This window comes from Mesorhizobium sp. B2-4-19 (genome assembly GCF_006441315.1).
GTDB lineage: Bacteria > Pseudomonadota > Alphaproteobacteria > Rhizobiales > Rhizobiaceae > Mesorhizobium.
On sequence record NZ_VFUV01000033.1, the window covers coordinates 1 to 20739 of the forward strand.

A 20739-nucleotide genomic window follows, 5' to 3' on the forward strand; every position below is an offset into this window, starting at 1 on the left:
GTCTTGCCATGGTCAACGTGACCAATCGTGCCGATGTTCACATGAGGCTTAGTGCGCTCGAATTTACCTTTTGCCATGTGATGTCTCCATTTCCTGCTCGCCCATGCGGGCTTTGAATTGCGTTACCGCGACGGCTCTTGCGAGTTACGCGTATTTTTTCTGGACTTCCTGGGCGACCGCGGTCGGGACCGGTTCGTAGTGGTCGAACTGCATCGTGTAGGCCGCGCGGCCCTGGCTCATCGAGCGCAGGTTGTCGACGTACTTGAACATGTTGGCGAGCGGCACCATCGCGTTGATGACGACGGCCACGCCGCGTGCTTCCTGGCCCTGGATCTGGCCACGACGGCCGTTCAGGTCGCCGATGACGCTGCCGACATAGTCTTCCGGCGTCACGACTTCGACCTTCATGATCGGCTCGAGCAGCTGCACGCCAAGCTTGGGCGCCGCTTCACGGAAGCAGGCGCGGGACGCGATTTCGAAGGCCAGGACCGAGGAGTCGACGTCGTGATAGGCGCCGTCGATCAGCGTCGCCCGGACGCCGATCATCGGGAAGCCCGCGAACGGACCTGCGCCCATGACGCTCTGGATGCCCTTTTCGACACCCGGAATGTATTCCTTCGGCACCGCGCCGCCGACGATCTTGGACTCGAACACGAACTCTTCGCTCTCGGTGTTCGGCTCGAAGATAACCTTGACGCGGGCGAACTGGCCGGTACCGCCGGTCTGCTTCTTGTGGGTGTAGTCCTGCTCGTGCTTGCGGGTGATCGTCTCGCGATAGGCCACCTGCGGAGCGCCGACATTGGCCTCGACCTTGAACTCGCGACGCATGCGGTCGACGATGATGTCGAGGTGCAGTTCGCCCATGCCGGAGATGATGGTCTGGCCGCTTTCCTCGTCGGTCTTGACGCGGAAGGACGGATCCTCGGCGGCCAGGCGGTGAAGGGCGAGGCCCATCTTTTCCTGGTCGTTCTTGGTCTTCGGCTCGATGGCGATCTGGATGACCGGATCGGGGAATTCCATACGCTCGAGGATGACCGGGTGCAGCGGATCGCACAGCGTGTCGCCGGTGGTCGTGTCCTTGAGGCCAGCCAGAGCGACGATGTCGCCGGCGAAAGCTTCTTCGACGTCGGCGCGCGAGTTCGCATGCATCTGCAGCATGCGGCCGATGCGCTCCTTCTTGCCCTTGACCGTGTTGTCGACCGAGATGCCCTTGGTAAGCTTGCCCGAATAGATGCGGGCGAAGGTCAGCGAACCGACGAACGGGTCGTTCATGATCTTGAAGGCGAGCATCGACAGCGGCTCGTCATCGACGGCATGACGCTCGATCTCGGCGTCGGTCTTGGCATCGACACCCTTGATGGCGGGAACGTCGGCCGGCGACGGCAGGTATTCGACAACGGCGTCGAGCAGCGGCTGCACGCCCTTGTTCTTGAAGGCCGAGCCGCAGAACATCGGGTAGAACTTGACCGCGATCGTGCCCTTGCGGATCAGCGAGCGGATCTCGTCATTCGACGGCATCTTGCCTTCGAGGTAGTTCTCGAGCGCCGTCTCGTCCATTTCGACGGCGGCTTCGATCATCTTCTCGCGGTATTCCACGGCGCGAGCCTGCAGGTCGGCCGGGATCTCGACGACGTCCCAGGCGGCGCCCAGCGTCTCGTCGCGCCAGACAAGCGCGTTCATCTCGACCAGATCGACGACACCCTTGAATTCGGTCTCGGCGCCGATCGGCAGCTGCATGACGACAGCCTGCGCACCGAGGCGCGAGCCGATCATCTCGACCGAGCGGTAGAAGTCGGCGCCGATCTTGTCCATCTTGTTGCAGAAGATCATGCGCGGCACGCGGTACTTGTCGGCCTGACGCCAGACGGTTTCCGTCTGCGGCTCGACACCGGCGTTGGCGTCGAGCAGCGCGATGGCGCCGTCGAGCACGCGCAGCGAACGCTCGACTTCGATGGTGAAGTCGACGTGTCCGGGAGTGTCGATGATGTTGAAGCGGCGCATCTTGCCGTCACGGCCCTTCCAGAAGGTCGTGGTGGCGGCGGACGTGATGGTGATGCCGCGTTCCTGCTCCTGCTCCATCCAGTCCATGGTAGCGGCGCCGTCGTGCACTTCGCCGATCTTGTGCGACTTGCCCGTGTAATAGAGGACGCGCTCGGTGGTCGTCGTCTTGCCGGCGTCAATATGCGCCATGATACCGAAATTGCGGTAGTCTTCGATTTTGTATTCGCGGGCCATCGTAGCTGCCTCTCAGTCCTGTTCGCGCTTTACCAGCGGTAGTGTGCGAAAGCGCGGTTGGCTTCAGCCATCTTGTGGGTGTCTTCACGCTTCTTGACGGCCGTGCCGCGGTTGTTGGCCGCGTCCATCAGCTCGCCGGAGAGGCGATCGATCATGGTGGTCTCGTTGCGGTTGCGGGCAGCCGCGATCAGCCAACGAATGGCCAACGCCTGGCGGCGCTCGGGACGCACGTCGACCGGAACCTGATAGGTGGCGCCGCCGACGCGACGCGAACGCACTTCCACATGCGGCGCGACATTGTCGAGCGCCTGATGGAAGACGGTGACCGGCTCCTGCTTGGTCTTCGACTGGACCTGGTCGAGCGCGCCATAGACGATGGTCTCGGCGACCGACTTCTTGCCGTCATACATGACGGCGTTCATGAACTTGGTGACGATCAGATCGCCGAACTTCGGATCCGGGTTGATCTCACGCTTTTCTGCACTGTGACGACGCGACATGGCTTTTGTCTCTCAATCTCGTAGCCCGACGCTTTCAAGCAGCGCCAGAGCCGGAAAATCTTACTTCGGACGCTTGGCGCCGTACTTCGAACGGCGCTGCTTGCGGTTCTTCACGCCCTGCGTGTCGAGCACGCCGCGGATGATATGGTAGCGGACGCCCGGAAGATCCTTGACGCGGCCGCCGCGGATCATGACCACGGAGTGTTCCTGAAGGTTGTGACCTTCGCCGGGGATGTAACCGATCACTTCAAAACCATTGGTCAGGCGGATCTTGGCCACCTTGCGCAGCGCCGAGTTCGGCTTCTTCGGCGTCGTCGTGTAGACGCGCGTGCAGACGCCCCGCTTCTGCGGGTTCTGCTGCATGGCCGGGACCTTGTTGCGCTTCACCGGCGCAATGCGCGGCTTGCGGATCAGCTGGTTGACGGTAGGCATTAAACCCTCTTGTCTCTCAATTCCGTGTCTCGTGCCGGTCAAGGCTCGCTCAAAGCGTCATTTCCATACGCAAATTCGGGCCACAAACCGCGCCTCGCGGTCTTGCCCGAACAAATCGCAGAGGAAGCGGAAGCCGCTTCGTGCACGCCGGAAATGTCTTTTCGCTCGTAAAACGAACCCTGTTTGAGGCAAACTCCAAAGCGTGTCGCTTCGGAAGGGAGAGCCTCACATCGGTTCTGACTGGGCGGCTTCTACTCGTAAGCCCGCGAACCGTCAACCCCGCAGTGCCAAATATTGCATCGAAGCCGGGGCTTGGCAGCCATGCGAAAACCGCGGGTAATTTTCTTTCGCCATTTTGCAAGGACGGAGAAGAAAGTGACCGGTTCTTGGCTGTCGCGCGGCCCCGCTTCATGCGAAAAGGCCGCCTGAGCACTCAAAATCCCCTCGCCCGCGCTTTGCCAGGAGGAATCAACCCGTGAACGACAATGAAGAACGCCCGGTCACCATCATCACCGGCCGGGTGTGGAAGCGCAAAGGCGGCAAGGCGGAAGGCGTGCATGTCATGCTGGTCGCTCCCGACGACGATTCGGCGGTGCGTCGCGCCCTCGAATCGCTTGCGGCTGAAGGTTACGCCGAGGCCGAGCTCGACCAGATCGGCGATATGGACGGCGTACCGGACGACGAGCCGCATCTGTCGGCCTATCAGGGCGCGCTCGAAGGCGAAGTGTCGATCGTCACCTTCGACGCACCGATCTGAGAATCAGGTCAGGACGCGGCCGATGCGGGCCGGACCGCCGCTCCATGACCACACCTTGCCCGGCTGTCGTTTCGCACCTAGAAAACCCGTCCTTCCCATCCGGAGCCCTCATGTCCTCGAACAACAATCCCATCAACATAGGCATCGTCGGCGTCGGCAAGATCGTCCGCGACCAGCATCTGCCGGCCCTGGCGAAAGACCAGAACTATCGCCTCATCGCCGCCGCCAGCCGGCATGGCAAGGTCCACGGCATCCCGAACTTTCCCACCATCGAGGCGATGCTGGACGCGGTGGCGGAACTCGAGGCTGTCTCGCTCTGTATGCCGCCGCAATTCCGCTACGATGCAGCGCGCACCGCGATCGAGGCGAAGAAGCATGTCTTCCTGGAAAAGCCCCCGGGCGCCACGGTCAGCGAGGTCGAGGACCTGAAGGTGCTGGCCGCGAAAAACGGCGTCTCGCTGTTTGCCAGCTGGCACTCGCGCTATGCGCCGGCGGTTGAGGCCGCGCGCGGCTTTCTCGCATCGACCCGGCTCCGCTCCGCGGCGATCGTCTGGAAGGAAGATGTGCGCCGCTGGCATCCGAACCAGGACTGGATCTGGGCGCCAGGCGGCTTCGGGGTGTTCGATCCCGGCATCAATGCGCTGTCGATCGCGACCCACATCCTGCCGGCAATGTTCATCACCTCGGCCGTGCTCGACTTTCCTGAAAACCGCGCCGCCCCGGTCGCGGCGCAAGTCACCTTCCGCACCTCGAACGGATTGCCGGTGACGATGGATCTCGACTGGCTGCAGACCGGCCCGCAAAGCTGGGACATCCTGGCCGACACGGATGCGGGCAAGATGGTGCTTTCCGGCGGCGGCTCGAAGCTCGCTATCGACGGCCGCGTGGTGCATGAGGAGCCAGAAGCGGAATACCCCATGCTCTACAAGCATTTCGCCGAGATCGTGCGCGCCGGCACCTCGGACGTCGATCTGGCGCCGCTCCAGCATGTCGCCGATGCCTTCATGCTCGGCAAGCGCAACGTGGTCGAGGCCTTTTTCGACTGACCTTCAACTGACGATCGCAATCGCGAAGCCGTCATAGCCCTTGGCGCCGACTGTCTGGATGGCCGTGCCATCCAGACGCTTGTCGCTGCCGATAAACGAGAACGCCGCCCGGGCGCCCACGACATTGGCGTCGTGACCACCCCCGTCCATCACCGCGCCGTCGCGGATGACGTTGTCGCAGATGATGACCGTTCCCGGCCGCGAAAGCCGCATGGCCCAGGAGAGATAGTTCGGGTTGTTCGGCTTGTCGGCATCGATGAAGATGAGATCGAACGGCCCGGCATTTTCAGCACTTAGCGCGGCCAGCGATTCAAGGGCCGGCCCGACCCGCAGTTCCACTTGGTCCGACACGCCTGCCCGTTCGAAATTCGACCGCGCGACCTTGGCATGATGCGGGTCCAGTTCAAGCGTGACGATCTTGCCGTCCATGGGCAAGGCGCGAGCCATCCAGATCGTCGAATAGCCGCCCAGCGTGCCGATTTCGAGAACCTTCTTCGCGCCCTGGATGCGCGCCAGAAGCGAAAGCAGCTTGCCCTGCACCGCCGAGACGTCGATCGCCGGCAGGCCATTGTCGCGGTTGGCCGCCAGAACCGCATCGAGAACGGGATCCGCCTCGAAGAGTGAGGAAACGATGTAGTTATCGACAGCCGTCCAGGTCTTCGTGCTCATCTGCCTTCCTCGATCGTTCGCTGAAAGGAAAAAGCCGCCGGGTTGCCCCGACGGCTTCTGTTGCCTGAGATTTTTGCCGCCGCGCCTACTGCGCGGCGGTTGTCATATCGGCCAGCATCGGCTCGGCCACTTCCACGCCGGAGGCCTTGCGGCGCTCGTCGATGATGAGTTCGTCGCGCGAGGTGGCGATGCGCCGGATCTGGCTCATCGTGCCGCCCGTACCGGCCGGGATCAGCCGGCCGACGATGACGTTTTCCTTCAAGCCCTGCAGCATGTCGGTCTTGCCGGCAACCGCGGCTTCCGTCAGCACCCTGGTCGTCTCCTGGAAGGAGGCGGCCGAGATGAAGGACGGCGTCTGCAGCGAGGCCTTGGTGATGCCGAGCAGCACCGGCTGACCTTCGGCCGGCTTCTTGCCGTCCTCGATCAGGCGCTCGTTGACCTCTTCCAGTTCGATCACGTCGACGTGGTCGCCCGGTATGTAGGTCGAGTCGCCCTGCGTGGTGATCTCGACCTTCTGCAGCATCTGGCGAACGATCACCTCGATGTGCTTGTCGTTGATCGACACGCCCTGCAGACGGTAGACTTCCTGGATCTCGTTGACGAGGTAGGAAGCAAGTGCCTCCACGCCCTTGATCGCCAGGATGTCGTGCGGCGCCGGATTGCCGTCGAGGATGTAGTCGCCCTTCTCGATGACGTCGCCGTCCTGGAGATGGAACGGCTTGCCCTTCGGGATCAGGTATTCGACCGGCTCGAGCGTCGAGTCATGCGGCTCGATGATGATGCGGCGCTTGTTCTTGTAGTCGCGGCCGAAGCGGATCGTGCCATCGATCTCGGCGATGATGGCGTGATCCTTCGGACGACGTGCCTCGAACAGTTCGGCAACACGCGGCAGACCGCCGGTGATGTCCTTGGTCTTGGCGCTTTCCATCGGGATACGCGCCAGCACGTCGCCGGGACGAACCTGCGCACCCGGCTCGACCGAGAGAATGGCCTCGACCGAGAGCAGGAAGCGGGCATCGCCACCCTTCGACAGCTTGCCGACCTTGCCCTTGGCGTCTTGAACGACGATCGCCGGCTTCAGGTCGTTGCCGCGCGGCGTCGAACGCCAATCGATGACCTCACGCTTGGTGATGCCCGTCGACTCGTCGGCCGTTTCCTGGACGGAAATGCCGTCGACCAGATCCTCGAACGCCACCTTGCCCTCGATTTCGGTGAGGATCGGGCGGGTGTAGGGATCCCATTCGGCAATACGCTGGCCGCGCTTCACCTTGTCGCCATCGTCCACGAAGATGCGCGAACCATAGGTGACACGGTGCGTGGCGCGCTCCTTGCCGGCTTCGTCGAGGATCAACACCGCCATGTTGCGGCCCATGACCATCTGCTGGCCGTCCGAGTTGCGCACCACGTTGCGGTTGCGGATCTCGACCTTGCCCTCATAGGAGGCTTCAAGGAACGAAGAGTCCACCACCTGCGCGGTACCGCCCATGTGGAAGGTACGCATGGTGAGCTGGGTGCCCGGCTCGCCGATCGACTGCGCCGCGATGACGCCGACGGCTTCGCCCTGGTTGACCGGGGTGCCGCGCGCCAGATCACGTCCGTAGCAGACCGCGCACACGCCGACCCTGACCTCGCAGGTCAGCGCCGAGCGGATGCGGACCGACTGGACGCCGGCCTTTTCGATCTGCTCCACGTCGCGCTCGTCCATCAGCGTTCCGGCCTTGACCAGCAGGTCGCCGGTCACCGGATGGTTGATGTCGTCGAGCGCGGTGCGGCCCAGCACGCGCTGGCCGACCGAAGCGACGACCTGACCGGCATCGACGATCGGCTGCATGGTGAGGCCCTTGTCGGTGCCGCAATCCACGGAGTTGACGATGCAGTCCTGCGCCACGTCGACCAGACGGCGGGTGAGATAACCCGAGTTCGCCGTCTTCAAGGCGGTGTCGGCCAGACCCTTGCGGGCGCCGTGGGTCGAGTTGAAGTACTCGAGCACGGTCAGGCCTTCCTTGAAGTTCGAGATGATCGGCGTCTCGATGATTTCACCCGACGGCTTGGCCATAAGGCCGCGCATGCCGGCGAGCTGACGCATCTGGGTGGGCGAGCCACGCGCACCGGAGTGCGACATCATGTAGATCGAATTCATCGGCTTCTGACGGCCGTTGTCCTCGAACTCCACCGCCTTGATGCGGGCCATCATCTCGTCGGCGACCTTTTCGGAGCACTTGGCCCAGGCGTCGACGACCTTGTTGTACTTCTCGCCCTGCGTGATCAGGCCGTCATTGTACTGCTGCTCGTATTCCTTGGCCAAAGCCTCGGTGTCGGACACCAGCTTGATCTTGCTGTCCGGGATCAGCATGTCGTCCTTGCCGAACGAAATGCCGGCACGGCAGGCGTGAGCGAAACCGAGCGCCATGATGCGGTCGCAGAAAATGACCGTCTCCTTCTGCCCGCAATGGCGGTAGACGGTATCGATCATCTTGGAGATGTTCTTCTTGGTCATCTCCTGGTTGGCGGTCTCGTAAGGCACATTGACGTTCTTCGGCAAAAGCTCGCCGATGATCATGCGGCCAGGCGTGGTGTCATAGATCTTCGACACGACCTTGCCTTCGGCGTCGACGGTGCGGAAGCGGCCCTTGATCTTGGCGTGCAGGGTCACCGCCTTGGTCTCGAGCGCGTGCTGGAGTTCGCCCATATCGGCAAACACCATGCCCTCGCCCGGCTCGTTCTGGTTGACGATCGAGAGATAGTAGAGACCCAGAACCATGTCCTGCGACGGTACGATGATCGGCGCGCCGGAAGCCGGGTGCAGGATGTTGTTGGTCGACATCATCAGCACGCGGGCTTCAAGCTGCGCTTCCAGGGACAGCGGCACGTGGACCGCCATCTGGTCGCCGTCGAAGTCGGCGTTGAAGGCAGTGCAGACCAGCGGGTGCAGCTGGATCGCCTTGCCTTCGATCAGGATCGGCTCGAACGCCTGGATGCCGAGGCGGTGCAGCGTCGGCGCGCGGTTGAGCAGCACCGGATGCTCGCGGATGACCTCGTCGAGGATATCCCAGACTTCCGGACGCTCCTTCTCGACCAGCTTCTTGGCCTGCTTGACGGTCGAGGAGTAACCCTTGGCGTCGAGACGGGCATAGATGAAGGGCTTGAACAGTTCGAGCGCCATCTTCTTCGGCAGGCCGCACTGGTGCAGCTTGAGCTCCGGACCGGTGACGATGACCGAGCGGCCGGAATAGTCGACGCGCTTGCCGAGCAGGTTCTGACGGAACCGGCCCTGCTTGCCCTTGAGCATGTCGGAAAGCGACTTCAGCGGACGCTTGTTGGCGCCGGTGATGACGCGGCCGCGACGGCCGTTGTCGAACAGTGCGTCGACAGCTTCCTGCAGCATGCGCTTTTCATTGCGCACGATGATGCCGGGCGCGCGCAACTCGATCAGCCGCTTCAGGCGGTTGTTGCGGTTGATGACGCGGCGATAGAGATCGTTCAGGTCGGACGTCGCGAAACGTCCACCATCCAGAGGAACCAGCGGACGCAGGTCCGGCGGGATCACCGGAACCACCTTCATGATCATCCATTCCGGACGGTTGCCGGATTCCATGAAGTTTTCGACGACCTTGAGCCGCTTCAGATACTTCTTCTGCTTGAGCTCGGACGTGGTCGAAGCCAGTTCCGAACGCAGGTCGCCGGCGATCTTCTCCAGATCCATGCCGGCCAGAAGGTCATGAATGGCCTCGGCGCCGATCATGGCGGTGAACGAATCCTCGCCATACTCGTCGACGGCGATCATGTACTCTTCCTCGCTGAGCAGCTGGTGCTCCTTCAGCGCGGTGAGGCCGGGTTCGGTGACGATGTAGTTCTCGAAGTAAAGGACGCGCTCGATGTCCTTCAGGGTCATGTCGAGCAGCGTGCCGATGCGCGAGGGCAGCGACTTCAGGAACCAGATATGGGCGACGGGAGCGGCGAGCTCGATATGGCCCATGCGCTCGCGGCGGACGCGCGACAGCGTGACTTCGACGCCGCACTTCTCGCAGATGACGCCCTTGTACTTCATGCGTTTGTACTTGCCGCACAGGCACTCATAGTCCTTGATCGGGCCAAAAATGCGCGCGCAGAACAGACCGTCACGCTCCGGCTTGAAGGTGCGGTAGTTGATGGTCTCCGGCTTCTTGATCTCGCCGAACGACCAGGACAGAATCTTCTCAGGGCTGGCCAGTGAGATCCGGATGGAATCGAACACCTGCGCAGGCGCCTGCGGATTGAAGAGATTCATGACCTCTTGGTTCATGCCGTTCTCCTTTTCGGGGTCCTCGAAAACCCCTTGCATCTAGTCGCGGGCCAAACGCCCGCCGTCTTTGTCGGCCACCGGCCGTCGAATTCCTTTGGCGCGCCGCAACTTCGTGCGGCGCGCTCCAGCCTTTACTCAGCCGCGTCGGGCAGCCGAACCGGGGCGTCGTCGAGCTTGGTGTTCTCCAGCTCGACATTGAGGCCGAGAGACCGCATTTCCTTGACGAGCACGTTGAAGCTCTCCGGAATGCCGGCCTCGAACGTGTCGTCGCCGCGCACGATCGCCTCGTAGACCTTGGTGCGGCCGGCGACGTCGTCCGACTTCACCGTCAGCATTTCCTGCAGCGTGTAGGCGGCACCGTAGGCTTCCAGCGCCCAGACCTCCATTTCGCCGAAGCGCTGACCGCCGAACTGCGCCTTGCCTCCCAGCGGCTGCTGGGTGACGAGCGAGTACGGACCGATCGAACGCGCGTGGATCTTGTCGTCCACCAGGTGGTGAAGCTTGAGCATGTAGATATAGCCCATCGTCACCTTGCGATCGAATGGCTCGCCCGTGCGTCCGTCGTAGAGCTGCGACTGACCGCTGGTGTGCAGGCCCGCCTGCTCCAGCATGATGTTGATGTCAGCCTCGTGCGCACCGTCGAACACCGGGGTCGCGATCGAGACGCCGCGGCGCATCTGCTCGCTGAGGCGAACAATGCTCTCGTCATCATACTCGCGGATCGGCTCGTTGCGGTCATTGGCCGGCATGAAGCTCTCGAGCGTCTTGCGCAGCGGCTTGATGTCGCCAGCCGCCTTGTACGTGTCGATCAGCTCGCCGATCTTCCTGCCCATGCCCGCGCAGGCCCAGCCCAGGTGCGTTTCCAGGATCTGGCCGACATTCATGCGGCTCGGCACACCCAGAGGGTTGAGCACGATATCGGCATGCGTGCCGTCCTCGAGGAAAGGCATGTCCTCGACCGGAACGATGCGCGACACGACACCCTTGTTGCCGTGACGGCCGGCCATCTTGTCGCCCGGCTGCATCTTGCGCTTCACGGCCACAAAGACCTTGACCATCTTCATGACGCCCGGAGGCATTTCGTCGCCGCGCTGGACCTTCTCGACCTTATCCATGAAGCGCTGCTCGAGCGCCTTCTTGGAGTCATCGTACTGGCCACGCAGGGCTTCCAGTTCGCTCTGGAGCTTTTCGTTCTCCACGGCAAACTGCCACCACTGCGAACGCGGATACTCGTCGAGCGTATCCTTCGACAGCGTCGAGCCCTTCTTGAAGCCCTTCGGTCCAGCGATCGCTTCCTTGCCGACGAGCACGTCGGAAAGACGCGCGTAGACGTTGCGGTCCAGGATGGCCTGCTCGTCGTCGCGGTCCTTGGCGAGGCGTTCGATCTCCTCGCGCTCGATCGCCATGGCGCGCTCGTCCTTCTCCACACCGTGGCGATTGAACACGCGCACCTCGACGACGGTGCCGAAAGTGCCCGGAGGCATGCGCATCGAAGTGTCGCGCACGTCGGAAGCCTTTTCACCGAAGATGGCGCGCAGAAGCTTCTCTTCCGGCGTCATCGGGCTTTCGCCCTTCGGCGTGATCTTGCCGACCAGGATGTCGCCCGGCTGCACTTCCGCGCCGATATAGACGATGCCGGCTTCGTCGAGGTTCTTCAGCGCCTCTTCCGAAACATTCGGAATGTCACGCGTGATTTCCTCCGGACCAAGCTTGGTATCGCGCGCCATGACCTCGAACTCCTCGATGTGAATCGAGGTGAAGACGTCGTCGGCGACGATGCGCTCGGAGAGCAGGATCGAGTCCTCGTAGTTGTAGCCGTTCCACGGCATGAACGCGACCAGCACGTTGCGGCCGAGCGCCAGATCACCGAGCTCGGTCGACGGACCGTCGGCGATGATGTCGCCCTTGTTGACCCGGTCACCCATGCGCACCAGCGGACGCTGGTTGATGCAGGTGTTCTGGTTCGAACGCTGGAACTTCATCAGCCGGTAGATGTCGACGCCGGACTTGCCCGGATCGAGATCTTCCGTCGCGCGGATGACGATACGCGTCGCGTCCACCTGGTCGACAATGCCGCCGCGGCGGGCACCGATGGCGGCGCCTGAGTCACGGGCAACGACCGGCTCCATGCCGGTGCCGACGAACGGCGCCTCGGCGCGCACCAGCGGCACGGCCTGACGCTGCATGTTCGAGCCCATCAGAGCGCGGTTGGCGTCGTCGTTTTCCAGGAACGGGATCAGGGCCGCGGCCACCGACACCATCTGCTTGGGCGACACGTCCATCAGGTCGACGTTTTCGCGCGGCGCCATCATCACTTCGCCGGCGCTGCGGCAAATGACGAACTCGTCGACGAAGCCGCCATTCTTGTCGAGTTCGGCGTTAGCCTGCGCGACATGGTGCTTGGCTTCTTCCATCGCCGAGAGATAGACGACGTCATTGGTCAGCTTGCCGTCGACGATCTTGCGGTACGGGCTTTCGATGAAGCCGTACTTGTTGACGCGTGCGAAAGTGGCCAGCGAGTTGATCAGACCGATATTCGGGCCTTCCGGCGTCTCGATCGGGCAGATACGGCCGTAATGCGTCGGGTGCACGTCGCGCACTTCGAAGCCGGCGCGTTCGCGGGTCAGACCGCCCGGTCCAAGCGCCGAAAGACGACGCTTGTGGGTGATCTCCGACAGCGGGTTGGTCTGGTCCATGAACTGCGACAGCTGCGAGGAACCGAAGAACTCGCGCACGGCGGCGGCCGCCGGCTTGGCGTTGATCAGATCCTGCGGCATCACCGTGTCGATCTCGATCGAGGACATACGCTCCTTGATCGCGCGCTCCATGCGCAGCAGGCCGACGCGGTACTGGTTCTCCATCAGCTCGCCGACGGAACGCACGCGGCGGTTGCCGAGGTTGTCGATGTCGTCGATCTCGCCCTTGCCGTCGCGCAGTTCGACCAGCGTCTTGACCACGGCCAGGATGTCTTCCTTGCGCAGCACACGCACGGTGTCCTCGGCCTTGAGTTCGAGGCGCATGTTCATCTTGACGCGGCCGACAGCCGACAAATCGTAGCGCTCTGAGTCGAAGAACAGCGAGTTGAACATGGCTTCGGCGGTCTCAAGCGTCGGCGGCTCGCCCGGACGCATGACACGATAGATGTCGAACAGCGCGTCCTGGCGGCTCTCGTTCTTGTCGACGTTGAGCGTGTTGCGGATGTAGGCGCCGACATTGACGTGGTCGATGTCGAGAACCTTGATCTCCTGCTCGCCGGTGCCAAGCAGCACCTTGAGCGTCTTTTCATCGATCTCGTCGCCGGCTTCGAGGAAGATCTCGCCGGTGGCGTAGTTGACGATGTCCTCGGCCAGGTAGTTGCCGAGCAGATCCTCGTCGGTCGCCTTGATCGCCTTCAGGCCCTTTTCGCCGAGCTGGCGCGCCTGGCGGGCGGTGATCTTCTTGCCAGCCTCGACAACGATCTCGCCCGTATCGGCGTCGACCAGATCGCCGACGGCCTTGAGGCCGCGGAAACGCTCGACGTTGAACGGAATGCGCCAGTGGTCGCCGGCGCGGACATAGGTGATCTTGTTGTAGAAGGTCGACAGGATCTCTTCGCCATCCATGCCGAGCGCCATCAACAGCGACGTCACCGGAATCTTGCGGCGGCGGTCGATGCGGGCGTGCACGACGTCCTTGGAATCGAACTCGATGTCGAGCCATGAGCCGCGATAGGGAATGACGCGCGCGGCAAACAGAAGCTTGCCCGACGAGTGCGACTTGCCCTTGTCGTGGTCGAAGAAGACGCCCGGCGAACGGTGCATCTGCGAGACGATGACGCGCTCGGTGCCGTTGACGATGAAGGTGCCGTTCAAGGTCATGAGCGGCATGTCGCCCATGTAGACGTCCTGCTCCTTGATGTCCTTGATCGACTTGGCGCCGGTATCCTCGTCGATATCGAACACGATGAGGCGCAGCGTCACCTTCAGCGGCGCGGCATAGGTCAGGTCGCGCTGACGGCATTCGTCAACGTCGAATTTCGGTCCTTCGAACTCGTACTTCACGAACTCCAGCATCGAGGAGCCGGAAAAATCGGAGATCGGGAAGACCGACTTGAAAACAGCCTGCAGTCCTTCGTCCGGACGGCCGCCCTTGGGCTCGTCCACCATCAGGAACTGGTCATAGGATGCCTTCTGAACCTCGATCAGGTTCGGCATCTCCGCAACTTCCGGAATCTTTCCGAAGAACTTGCGTACGCGTCTGCGGCCATTGAAAGTCTGGGTCTGGGCCATCGTCGCTCCTTAGCTCTAAACTCGGGACGAACCTCGCCGCGGTCCGCCTTGCATACCGAGCCGCCTGGGCGGCGGCTCTCTGTCTGTTCTCCGTCCGCCTTTCGGCGGACGGCTAAAACGGGAGAAAACCCGTTTCCTGAAGGCCGGTTCGCGGCCCTCAGGAAAGAGGTTCTCGTACATCTCGCGCTACGCGTCCTCCCTCCAGGCGAAGGGAGTGGCGGACGGCGCGAGGCCGCCCGCCGCTTTTACGCTTACTTCAGGTCGACCTTGGCGCCGGCTGCTTCCAGCTGGGCCTTGAACTTGTCGGCGTCGGCCTTGGAAACGCCTTCCTTGACCGGCTTCGGAGCCGCTTCGACCAGGTCCTTGGCTTCCTTGAGGCCAAGACCGGTGATGGCGCGGACTTCCTTGATGACGTTGATCTTCTGAGCGCCAGCCTCGGTGAGGACGACGTCGAATTCCGTCTTTTCCTCGGCCGGAGCAGCAGCAGCGGCAGCGCCGCCAGCAGCGGCAACCGCCACCGGAGCAGCAGCCGAAACGCCCCACTTTTCTTCCAGAAGCTTCGACAGCTCGGCCGCCTCGAGGACGGTCAGCTTCGAAAGGTCGTCTACGATCTTTGCGAGATCAGCCATTGTTGTATTCCTTCGTTAGGTTCGAACGTGTGTTTTTGATAGCGAGGAACGGCCTCATGCCGCCTCGTCCTTCCGGGCGTAAGCGCCGATGACGCGCGCGACCGAGGCCGCTGGCGCATTGACGATCTGGGCGATCCGGGTTGCCGGCGTGGCGATCATGCCAACCAGCCTGGCGCGCAGCTCATCGAGCGACGGAAGTGTGGCGAGTGCCTTCACACCGTCGGCATTGAGCGAGGTGGTGCCCATTGCGCCGCCGAGAATGACGAGCTTGTCATTTCCCTTGGCGAAATCGGACGCGACCTTCGGCGCCGCAATCGGATCCTCCGAATAAGCAATCAGCGTCTGTCCCTTGAACAGGTCGATGATCGATGCGGAGTCCGTGCCCTGAAGAGCGATTTTGGCGAGACGGTTCTTCGCGACTTTAACGGTGCCACCGGCGGCGCGCATTTTCGACCGAAGGTCGTTCATTTGCGCGACGGTGATACCGGCATAGTGGGCCACGACGACTGAACCTGCGTTTCCGAACGCTTCGTTCAGGCCCGTGACGAGTTCGCGTTTTTCCGCTCTGTCCACTGCCTATCTCCAGTTGACCCCAATCCCGTCAATGAGAACATCTCATTTCGAGGACAGGCGTCGGGTTGCCTTTTGCCGGCCGGGCCATCCAGTAACGGATCTCCCGAACGACGCTCGAGGATCCTGCCCCCTTTCGCCACACCGACGGCAAAGCCGGCGATGCGCAGACAAAAGGCAAACACGGTTCGAACCTTTCATTGGAGCATTCGCTCCGTTGTCGGGTCTTCACCCGTCTCATGCAGGCCCACATGAATTAAGGCTTTTGGGCCGCCTGCAATCTCGGACAGGATGTCCGGAAGCCTTTCGACTTCCGGCACCGGGCCCAGGATAAATCCAAGGCCCGGAATTCAGTCACGGATCGGCCTTCCAGCGGCCGATCCAAATGGTCTTAATCAGGACGCGGCGAGCGTCGAGACGTCGAGCTTGAGGCCCGGGCCCATCGTCGAGGTGACCGACACCTTCTTGACGTAGTTGCCCTTGGCGCCAGCCGGCTTTGCCTTGGTCACCGCATCGGCGAAGGCGCGGATGTTCTCTTCCAGCGCCTTGACGTCGAACGAGACCTTGCCGACGCCGGCATGAACGATGCCGGCCTTCTCGACGCGGAACTCGACCGCGCCGCCCTTCGATGCCTTGACGGCGGCGGCGACGTCGGTGGTGACGGTGCCGACCTTCGGGTTCGGCATCATGCCGCGCGGGCCGAGCACCTTGCCGAGACGGCCGACCAGCGGCATCATGTCCGGCGTGGCGATGCAGCGATCGAAATCGATCGTGCCCTTCTGGACGATGTCGACCAGGTCTTCCGCGCCGACGATGTCGGCGCCGGCGGCCTTGGCTTCCTCGGCCTTGTCGCCACGGGCGAACACGGCGACGCGAACCGAACGGCCGGTGCCGTTCGGCAGGTTGACCACGCCGCGGACCATCTGGTCGGCATGGCGCGGGTCGACGCCGAGGTTCATGGCGACTTCGACGGTCTCGTCGAACTTGACCGAGGAACGGTCCTTGAGCAGCTTCAGCGCTTCACCCAGGGCGTAAGCCTTGTTGGGATCGATGCCTTCGCGGGTCTTCGATACACGCTTTGCAATCTTTGCCATGATCTCAGCCCACCACTTCCAGACCCATCGAGCGGGCGGAGCCCTCGACCATGCGCATGGCCGCCTCGACGTCGTTTGCGTTCAGATCCTTCATCTTGGCGGTCGCGATTTCGCGCACCTTGTCGCGCGAAACGGTGCCAGCCTTGACCTTGCCCGGCTCCTTCGAGCCCGACTTCAGGTTCGCGGCCTTCTTCAGGAAATAGCTCACCGGCGGCGTCTTCATGACGAAGGTGAACGACTTGTCCTGATAGTAGGTGATGACGACCGGAACCGGCGATCCCTTTTCCATTTCCTGGGTCTGCGCGTTGAACGCCTTGCAGAACTCCATGATGTTGATGCCGCGCTGACCAAGCGCCGGGCCGATCGGGGGCGACGGCGTAGCCGAACCCGCGGAGACCTGAAGCTTGAGCTGGCCTGCAATTTTCTTAGCCATCTCTTTTCCTGCCTTTGTCTATGCCGGCCCCATCAGGGAAAACACCGGCGGTTGCAGTCTGGTGGTGCGGTTCGCGCGGCCGGCTAAAGCCACATTCGCCTCCCACCGTTCTCCGGCCATGCGTTTCCGCACCGCCTCCCCTGATCGCCAGACCGGCATCAGGGATTTCGGATCAGCCCTTTTCGACCTGTCCGAATTCCAGATCGACAGGCACGGCGCGCCCGAAGATCGAAACTTCCACCTTGAGCCGCGCCCGCTCCTCGTCCACTTCCTGGACGAAGCCGTTGAACGACGCGAAAGGACCATCCGAGACGCGGATCGCCTCGCCGATCTCGAAAGTGACCGAGGGCTTCGGCCGCTCGACGCCTTCCTGCACCTGGTTCAGGATGCGCTGCGCTTCCGCCTCGGTGATCGGCACCGGCTTGGAGTCACCGAGAAAGCCGGTGACCTTCGGCGTGTTCTTCACCAGCGAGAACACCGCGTCGGTCAAATTGGCCTTCAGGAGCACGTAGCCCGGGAAGAACTTGCGCTCGGCATCGACCTTGCGGCCACGACGAACCTCGACCACCTTCTCGGTCGGCACCACGATCTGCTCGATATCGGCGGACAGGCCCTTCTGCTTGGCCTTGTTCTCGATGTCCTCCGCGACCTTCTTTTCAAAGTTCGAATAAGCGTGGACGATGTACCAGCGCGCAGCCATTTTTTTAGACTTCTCCGTAGTCGCCGGACTTAGCGTCCAATGCCCAGAATCTGTTCGATCGCGAGGCCCATCAACTGATCGGCGCTAAAGAAAAAGATCATCGCAATCACGGCGAAGGCCAGAACCATCACCGTCGAGATCATCGTTTCGCGCCGCGACGGCCAAGTCACCTTGGCGGTCTCCGAGCGAACCTGCTGGAGAAAGACGAAAGGATTTGTGGTTTTCGAAGCCATATGCCGCTCTGTCTTCAAGACCCGTTGGCCGGGCCCCCTGGATGATCCCGCTGGCCGGGACGTGCCGCCTGAGCCCAGTCTCGCGCCGAATCAGCGCAATCATTTCGCCCATGCAAATCAGACGCGTAAAGCCGGCTTCCCAGCTCCACGCGTCGCGTGTCTGTTCTGTCTACATAAAACCGATTCTTGATCCACGCAAGTGGCAAGTGTCCGCTTTATGACCAAACACCGCCTCGGAACCATCCAGTCGTTCCGTCCCGGCTATGGCGCCCTTATGCCCCAATCCGCCTAATATGGCAAGCGTGTCGCCGATTTTCAAAGGGCGGTCCGCGCAAATATCGTTTCTGACGGCCATTTTTGAAATGGCACGGGCAGCAGGGCTCGAACCTACGACCTGCGGTTTTGGAGACCGCCGCTCTACCAACTGAGCTATGCCCGTATCGTGCGCGCTTCGGCGCAGCAGGGGCTTCCTAAAAGCTTCCGCGCTGTCTGTAAAGAGTGGTTTGCACGCAAACGCGCCTTCATCCCCTTTGCCAGAAATCGGGATGGGTGACGACCAGCCCGTCGCGGTCGATCTCGAGTTCGCGCCTGAAGTCTTTGACGCGCGATTCATAGAGGTATCGCCTGCCCTCCTCGAGGCGTGTGTCGCGCTGCGGGTTGCTGGCGACGGTGAGCGCCGGGACTTCGATAAACGCGGTGGTGATCTCGGCGCTCTGCCCGATGGAAAGCCGCAAGCGCCGCGTCAGCCTGTTCGCAACGCTACGATTTCCCGGCCGGCGGCGCGTACGGCCCGCCAGGCACGCCCCAGCCCCAGGCAGGCATCGGCTCGGTTTCCGGATCGCAGGTCTCGCCGAGATTGGAGTTCATCTTGGCCAGCCGCGATCCCCATTCGACATAGCCCATGAAGGCCGAGCGAAATTCGGGATCGTCCGGCAAGCCGACCTCGTCGGCTGCGTCGGCGAGCAGGTTGATCCAGCGGCGGCGCTGCTCCTCGGTCAAATGCTTGCCCAGATGATGCATGACCATCTCGCGGTGGCCGCCGAATTTCTCGCTATAGGTCTTCGGTCCGCCAAAGACCTCGCCGATGAAGGCCGCGACATGGGCGGGATGGTCCGGCGACATCGCCTTGAATACCGGCCCGACAACCGGGTCCTTTGCCACCTTGTCATAGAAGGTCTGCGTCAGCCGGTTCAGGGCATCGCTGCCACCGGCCCATTCGAACAATGTCGGGACGTCCTTGCTCATATCGATCCTCGCCTCTCGATCGCCGCGGACGATAGCGGAAACATCGAGCACGGCTCAACCTGCCTCGATGGCCAGTCGTGGAGCTTTGGCCGGCTGAGAAGGTGGGACATCAGTCTGCTGAAGGTACGGCCTTTGCGTTTGCCACGCTGGCCGGCTTGGCATTGCCCCGCATTTCCCGACAATTCTGGGCCGACTTGTCGAGCATGCAAAGACTTGCGCTGGTCAACAGGTCTACAGTGTCCGTGCTAGTGGCCAATTTCATCGTCAGCATATCGTGGAGGCTGATCTGCCGGATATCGCTGGCCGGCGTCGCCTGCATTACATCTAGCACGCCCTGTCCGACACCCATCTCCCGGAGATAGGCGGAGAGCTTCCTCGCGAACGCCTTGTTCATTTCATAAGTCTTGTAGCTTTCGCCTTGGGTGATGGTTTCTGTAGTGACCTTGTATTTTTTGCCCCGAACAACTCGATAGGTAGTTCGATAGTGCCGTGTGCTGGGGAAATAGGTGGTGGTGATCTGATGAACACCCAGATACGCCCAGCCACCGGCCACGCGGCGAACGCCTCCGGCAAACATCAGCGGACAGGCGGAATTGCACATGGCACCGCCATCAGACGCAATGCCGAAATAGGCGGCACTCTTGCCGTCATTGGCCCGACACTCCGTCATACCGGGCCAACAACCGGAAAACTCGGTCTTACCGATGGCGATATCGAGCTTGTTCTTTCGGATTATCCGGCCAAGCTGAAGCGCCGCTTCGAGATTGCCGCCCGGGGAATTGATGATGATCGGCAGTTTGCGGCGGCCGAGTGTCTTCAGGGTCCGCTTGAGTTGCGCTGGCGTGCCGGCTGCGATGGCGCCTTCGGCCGAGATCCATTCCGGGCAATTGGGTTCGCAGCCCGTCGCGCTGCTGCGCACGACAGCGAATCTCATTTCCGAGACATCATCGGACCATATCTTCGGGTCGGACCACGTCTTCGGATCGTCCCATATCGGGAAGACTTCATTCGACCCTATCTTCGGATGAGATAATGTCTTCCAGGTCGTTGGATCGGACCCGTCTTCGGCCTTTGCAGCGAAGGCCTCCATCACCATCGCGACCACTGGCACCAAGCGAACCAGTCCGCGCCACCACCTTGCCATATTGTTTGAATGATGCCCCGAAATCACGCTCGGCTATGCCCCCTGCCGGAACCAATATTAGTTGCGGCGGTGGTACTTGCAATAGCTTCGAAACAACCGTGCACGACTTGTTCTGCACGGCGTAAGTAAACGAAAAAGGGCGGCCCGAAGACCGCCCTTTCCTTGTCGATCCGACCAATGCCGGTCTCGATTATTCCTTGATGGTGACGACGATGCCGGCACCGACGGTGCGGCCGCCTTCACGGATGGCGAAGCGCAGCTTCTCTTCCATGGCGATCGGCACGATCAGCTCGACATCGACCGTGATGTTGTCGCCAGGCATCACCATCTCGGTGCCGGCCGGCAGCGACACGATGCCGGTCACGTCCGTCGTGCGGAAGTAGAACTGCGGACGGTAGTTGGTGAAGAACGGCGTGTGACGGCCACCTTCGTCCTTGGTCAGGATGTAGGCTTCGGCCACGAACTTCTTGTGCGGCTTCACCGTGCCGGGCTTGGCCAGAAC

17 protein-coding genes, 1 tRNA gene and 2 pseudogenes are annotated in these 20739 nt (G+C 62.0%); 2 read left to right on the forward strand and 18 right to left on the reverse strand.

Features of this window, described 5'->3' with window-relative positions:
* The 4 genes and pseudogenes from FJ546_RS30435 to rpsL form a co-directional block, all read right to left on the reverse strand.
* A pseudogene (locus FJ546_RS30435) lies at positions 1-77 on the reverse strand (elongation factor Tu); the annotation flags it as partial.
* Between the two features lie 67 nt (positions 78-144).
* Positions 145-2235: an elongation factor G gene (gene fusA / locus FJ546_RS30440; RefSeq protein ID WP_140892936.1), complete on the reverse strand. Its 2091-nt coding sequence runs from the start codon at positions 2233-2235 to the stop codon at positions 145-147.
* A 29-nt stretch (positions 2236-2264) separates the two neighbouring features.
* Complete coding sequence (gene rpsG / locus FJ546_RS30445) at positions 2265-2735, reverse strand: 30S ribosomal protein S7 (protein WP_006202127.1); 471 nt, start codon at positions 2733-2735, stop codon at positions 2265-2267.
* Positions 2736-2795: 60 nt separating this feature from the next.
* Entirely contained in the window at positions 2796-3167 is a 372-nt protein-coding gene (gene rpsL, locus FJ546_RS30450; protein ID WP_006333356.1) for a 30S ribosomal protein S12, read from the reverse strand.
* A 475-nt stretch (positions 3168-3642) separates the two neighbouring features.
* On the opposite strand from rpsL, the gene FJ546_RS30455 reads away from it, so the two are divergent.
* The gene (locus tag FJ546_RS30455) at positions 3643-3924 is read left to right on the forward strand and encodes a hypothetical protein (RefSeq protein ID WP_010909270.1); all 282 of its coding nucleotides are present in this window, start codon (positions 3643-3645) and stop codon (positions 3922-3924) included.
* 110 nt (positions 3925-4034) lie between these two features.
* Positions 4035-4970, forward strand: coding sequence for a Gfo/Idh/MocA family oxidoreductase (locus FJ546_RS30460; protein ID WP_140892938.1), 936 nt, complete (start codon positions 4035-4037; stop codon positions 4968-4970).
* A gap of 3 nt (positions 4971-4973) precedes the next feature.
* Here the strand turns inward: FJ546_RS30460 and FJ546_RS30465 are convergent, their stop codons facing one another.
* The 14 genes and pseudogenes from FJ546_RS30465 to tuf all read right to left on the reverse strand — a co-directional run.
* Positions 4974-5639, reverse strand: coding sequence for an O-methyltransferase (locus FJ546_RS30465; protein ID WP_140892940.1), 666 nt, complete (start codon positions 5637-5639; stop codon positions 4974-4976).
* Positions 5640-5724: 85 nt separating this feature from the next.
* Complete coding sequence (rpoC, locus tag FJ546_RS30470; protein ID WP_140892942.1) at positions 5725-9921, reverse strand: DNA-directed RNA polymerase subunit beta'; 4197 nt, start codon at positions 9919-9921, stop codon at positions 5725-5727.
* Positions 9922-10052: 131 nt separating this feature from the next.
* Positions 10053-14189, reverse strand: a complete 4137-nt coding sequence (rpoB, locus tag FJ546_RS30475) for a DNA-directed RNA polymerase subunit beta (RefSeq protein WP_140892943.1) — start codon at positions 14187-14189, stop codon at positions 10053-10055.
* Between the two features lie 251 nt (positions 14190-14440).
* Entirely contained in the window at positions 14441-14818 is a 378-nt protein-coding gene (gene rplL, locus FJ546_RS30480) for a 50S ribosomal protein L7/L12 (protein WP_008875658.1), read from the reverse strand.
* 54 nt (positions 14819-14872) lie between these two features.
* Positions 14873-15391, reverse strand: coding sequence for a 50S ribosomal protein L10 (gene rplJ, locus FJ546_RS30485; protein WP_019857958.1), 519 nt, complete (start codon positions 15389-15391; stop codon positions 14873-14875).
* A 392-nt stretch (positions 15392-15783) separates the two neighbouring features.
* Complete coding sequence (rplA, locus tag FJ546_RS30490) at positions 15784-16482, reverse strand: 50S ribosomal protein L1 (protein WP_010909263.1); 699 nt, start codon at positions 16480-16482, stop codon at positions 15784-15786.
* Between the two features lie 4 nt (positions 16483-16486).
* Positions 16487-16915: a 50S ribosomal protein L11 gene (gene rplK / locus FJ546_RS30495; RefSeq protein WP_010909262.1), complete on the reverse strand. Its 429-nt coding sequence runs from the start codon at positions 16913-16915 to the stop codon at positions 16487-16489.
* Positions 16916-17087: 172 nt separating this feature from the next.
* A complete protein-coding gene (gene nusG / locus FJ546_RS30500; RefSeq protein WP_010909261.1) occupies positions 17088-17615 on the reverse strand; it encodes a transcription termination/antitermination protein NusG in 528 nt (175 codons plus the stop codon).
* A 29-nt stretch (positions 17616-17644) separates the two neighbouring features.
* Positions 17645-17848 (reverse strand): preprotein translocase subunit SecE, encoded by a 204-nt coding sequence (secE, locus tag FJ546_RS30505; RefSeq protein ID WP_010909260.1) that lies wholly within the window; start codon positions 17846-17848, stop codon positions 17645-17647.
* Positions 17849-18211: 363 nt separating this feature from the next.
* A tRNA-Trp gene (locus FJ546_RS30510) sits at positions 18212-18287 on the reverse strand.
* Between the two features lie 82 nt (positions 18288-18369).
* Positions 18370-18582, reverse strand: a complete 213-nt coding sequence (locus FJ546_RS30515) for a putative glycolipid-binding domain-containing protein (protein ID WP_246687028.1) — start codon at positions 18580-18582, stop codon at positions 18370-18372.
* 25 nt (positions 18583-18607) lie between these two features.
* Positions 18608-19093 (reverse strand): group II truncated hemoglobin, encoded by a 486-nt coding sequence (locus FJ546_RS30520; RefSeq protein WP_140892945.1) that lies wholly within the window; start codon positions 19091-19093, stop codon positions 18608-18610.
* 109 nt (positions 19094-19202) lie between these two features.
* Positions 19203-20207 (reverse strand): hypothetical protein, encoded by a 1005-nt coding sequence (locus tag FJ546_RS30525; RefSeq protein WP_140892946.1) that lies wholly within the window; start codon positions 20205-20207, stop codon positions 19203-19205.
* 220 nt (positions 20208-20427) lie between these two features.
* Positions 20428-20739 (reverse strand): annotated as a pseudogene (gene tuf, locus FJ546_RS30530) (elongation factor Tu); the annotation flags it as partial.

Coding starts and splice junctions, on each gene's coding strand:
- fusA (WP_140892936.1), bottom strand. CDS start 2,235: ATGGCCCGCGAATACAAAATCGAAGACTACCGCAATTTCGGTATCATG.
- rpsG (WP_006202127.1), bottom strand. CDS start 2,735: ATGTCGCGTCGTCACAGTGCAGAAAAGCGTGAGATCAACCCGGATCCG.
- rpsL (WP_006333356.1), bottom strand. CDS start 3,167: ATGCCTACCGTCAACCAGCTGATCCGCAAGCCGCGCATTGCGCCGGTG.
- FJ546_RS30460 (WP_140892938.1), top strand. CDS start 4,035: ATGTCCTCGAACAACAATCCCATCAACATAGGCATCGTCGGCGTCGGC.
- FJ546_RS30465 (WP_140892940.1), bottom strand. CDS start 5,639: ATGAGCACGAAGACCTGGACGGCTGTCGATAACTACATCGTTTCCTCA.
- rpoC (WP_140892942.1), bottom strand. CDS start 9,921: ATGAACCAAGAGGTCATGAATCTCTTCAATCCGCAGGCGCCTGCGCAG.
- rpoB (WP_140892943.1), bottom strand. CDS start 14,189: ATGGCCCAGACCCAGACTTTCAATGGCCGCAGACGCGTACGCAAGTTC.
- rplL (WP_008875658.1), bottom strand. CDS start 14,818: ATGGCTGATCTCGCAAAGATCGTAGACGACCTTTCGAAGCTGACCGTC.
- rplA (WP_010909263.1), bottom strand. CDS start 16,482: ATGGCAAAGATTGCAAAGCGTGTATCGAAGACCCGCGAAGGCATCGAT.
- rplK (WP_010909262.1), bottom strand. CDS start 16,915: ATGGCTAAGAAAATTGCAGGCCAGCTCAAGCTTCAGGTCTCCGCGGGT.
- nusG (WP_010909261.1), bottom strand. CDS start 17,615: ATGGCTGCGCGCTGGTACATCGTCCACGCTTATTCGAACTTTGAAAAG.
- secE (WP_010909260.1), bottom strand. CDS start 17,848: ATGGCTTCGAAAACCACAAATCCTTTCGTCTTTCTCCAGCAGGTTCGC.
- FJ546_RS30520 (WP_140892945.1), bottom strand. CDS start 19,093: ATGAGCAAGGACGTCCCGACATTGTTCGAATGGGCCGGTGGCAGCGAT.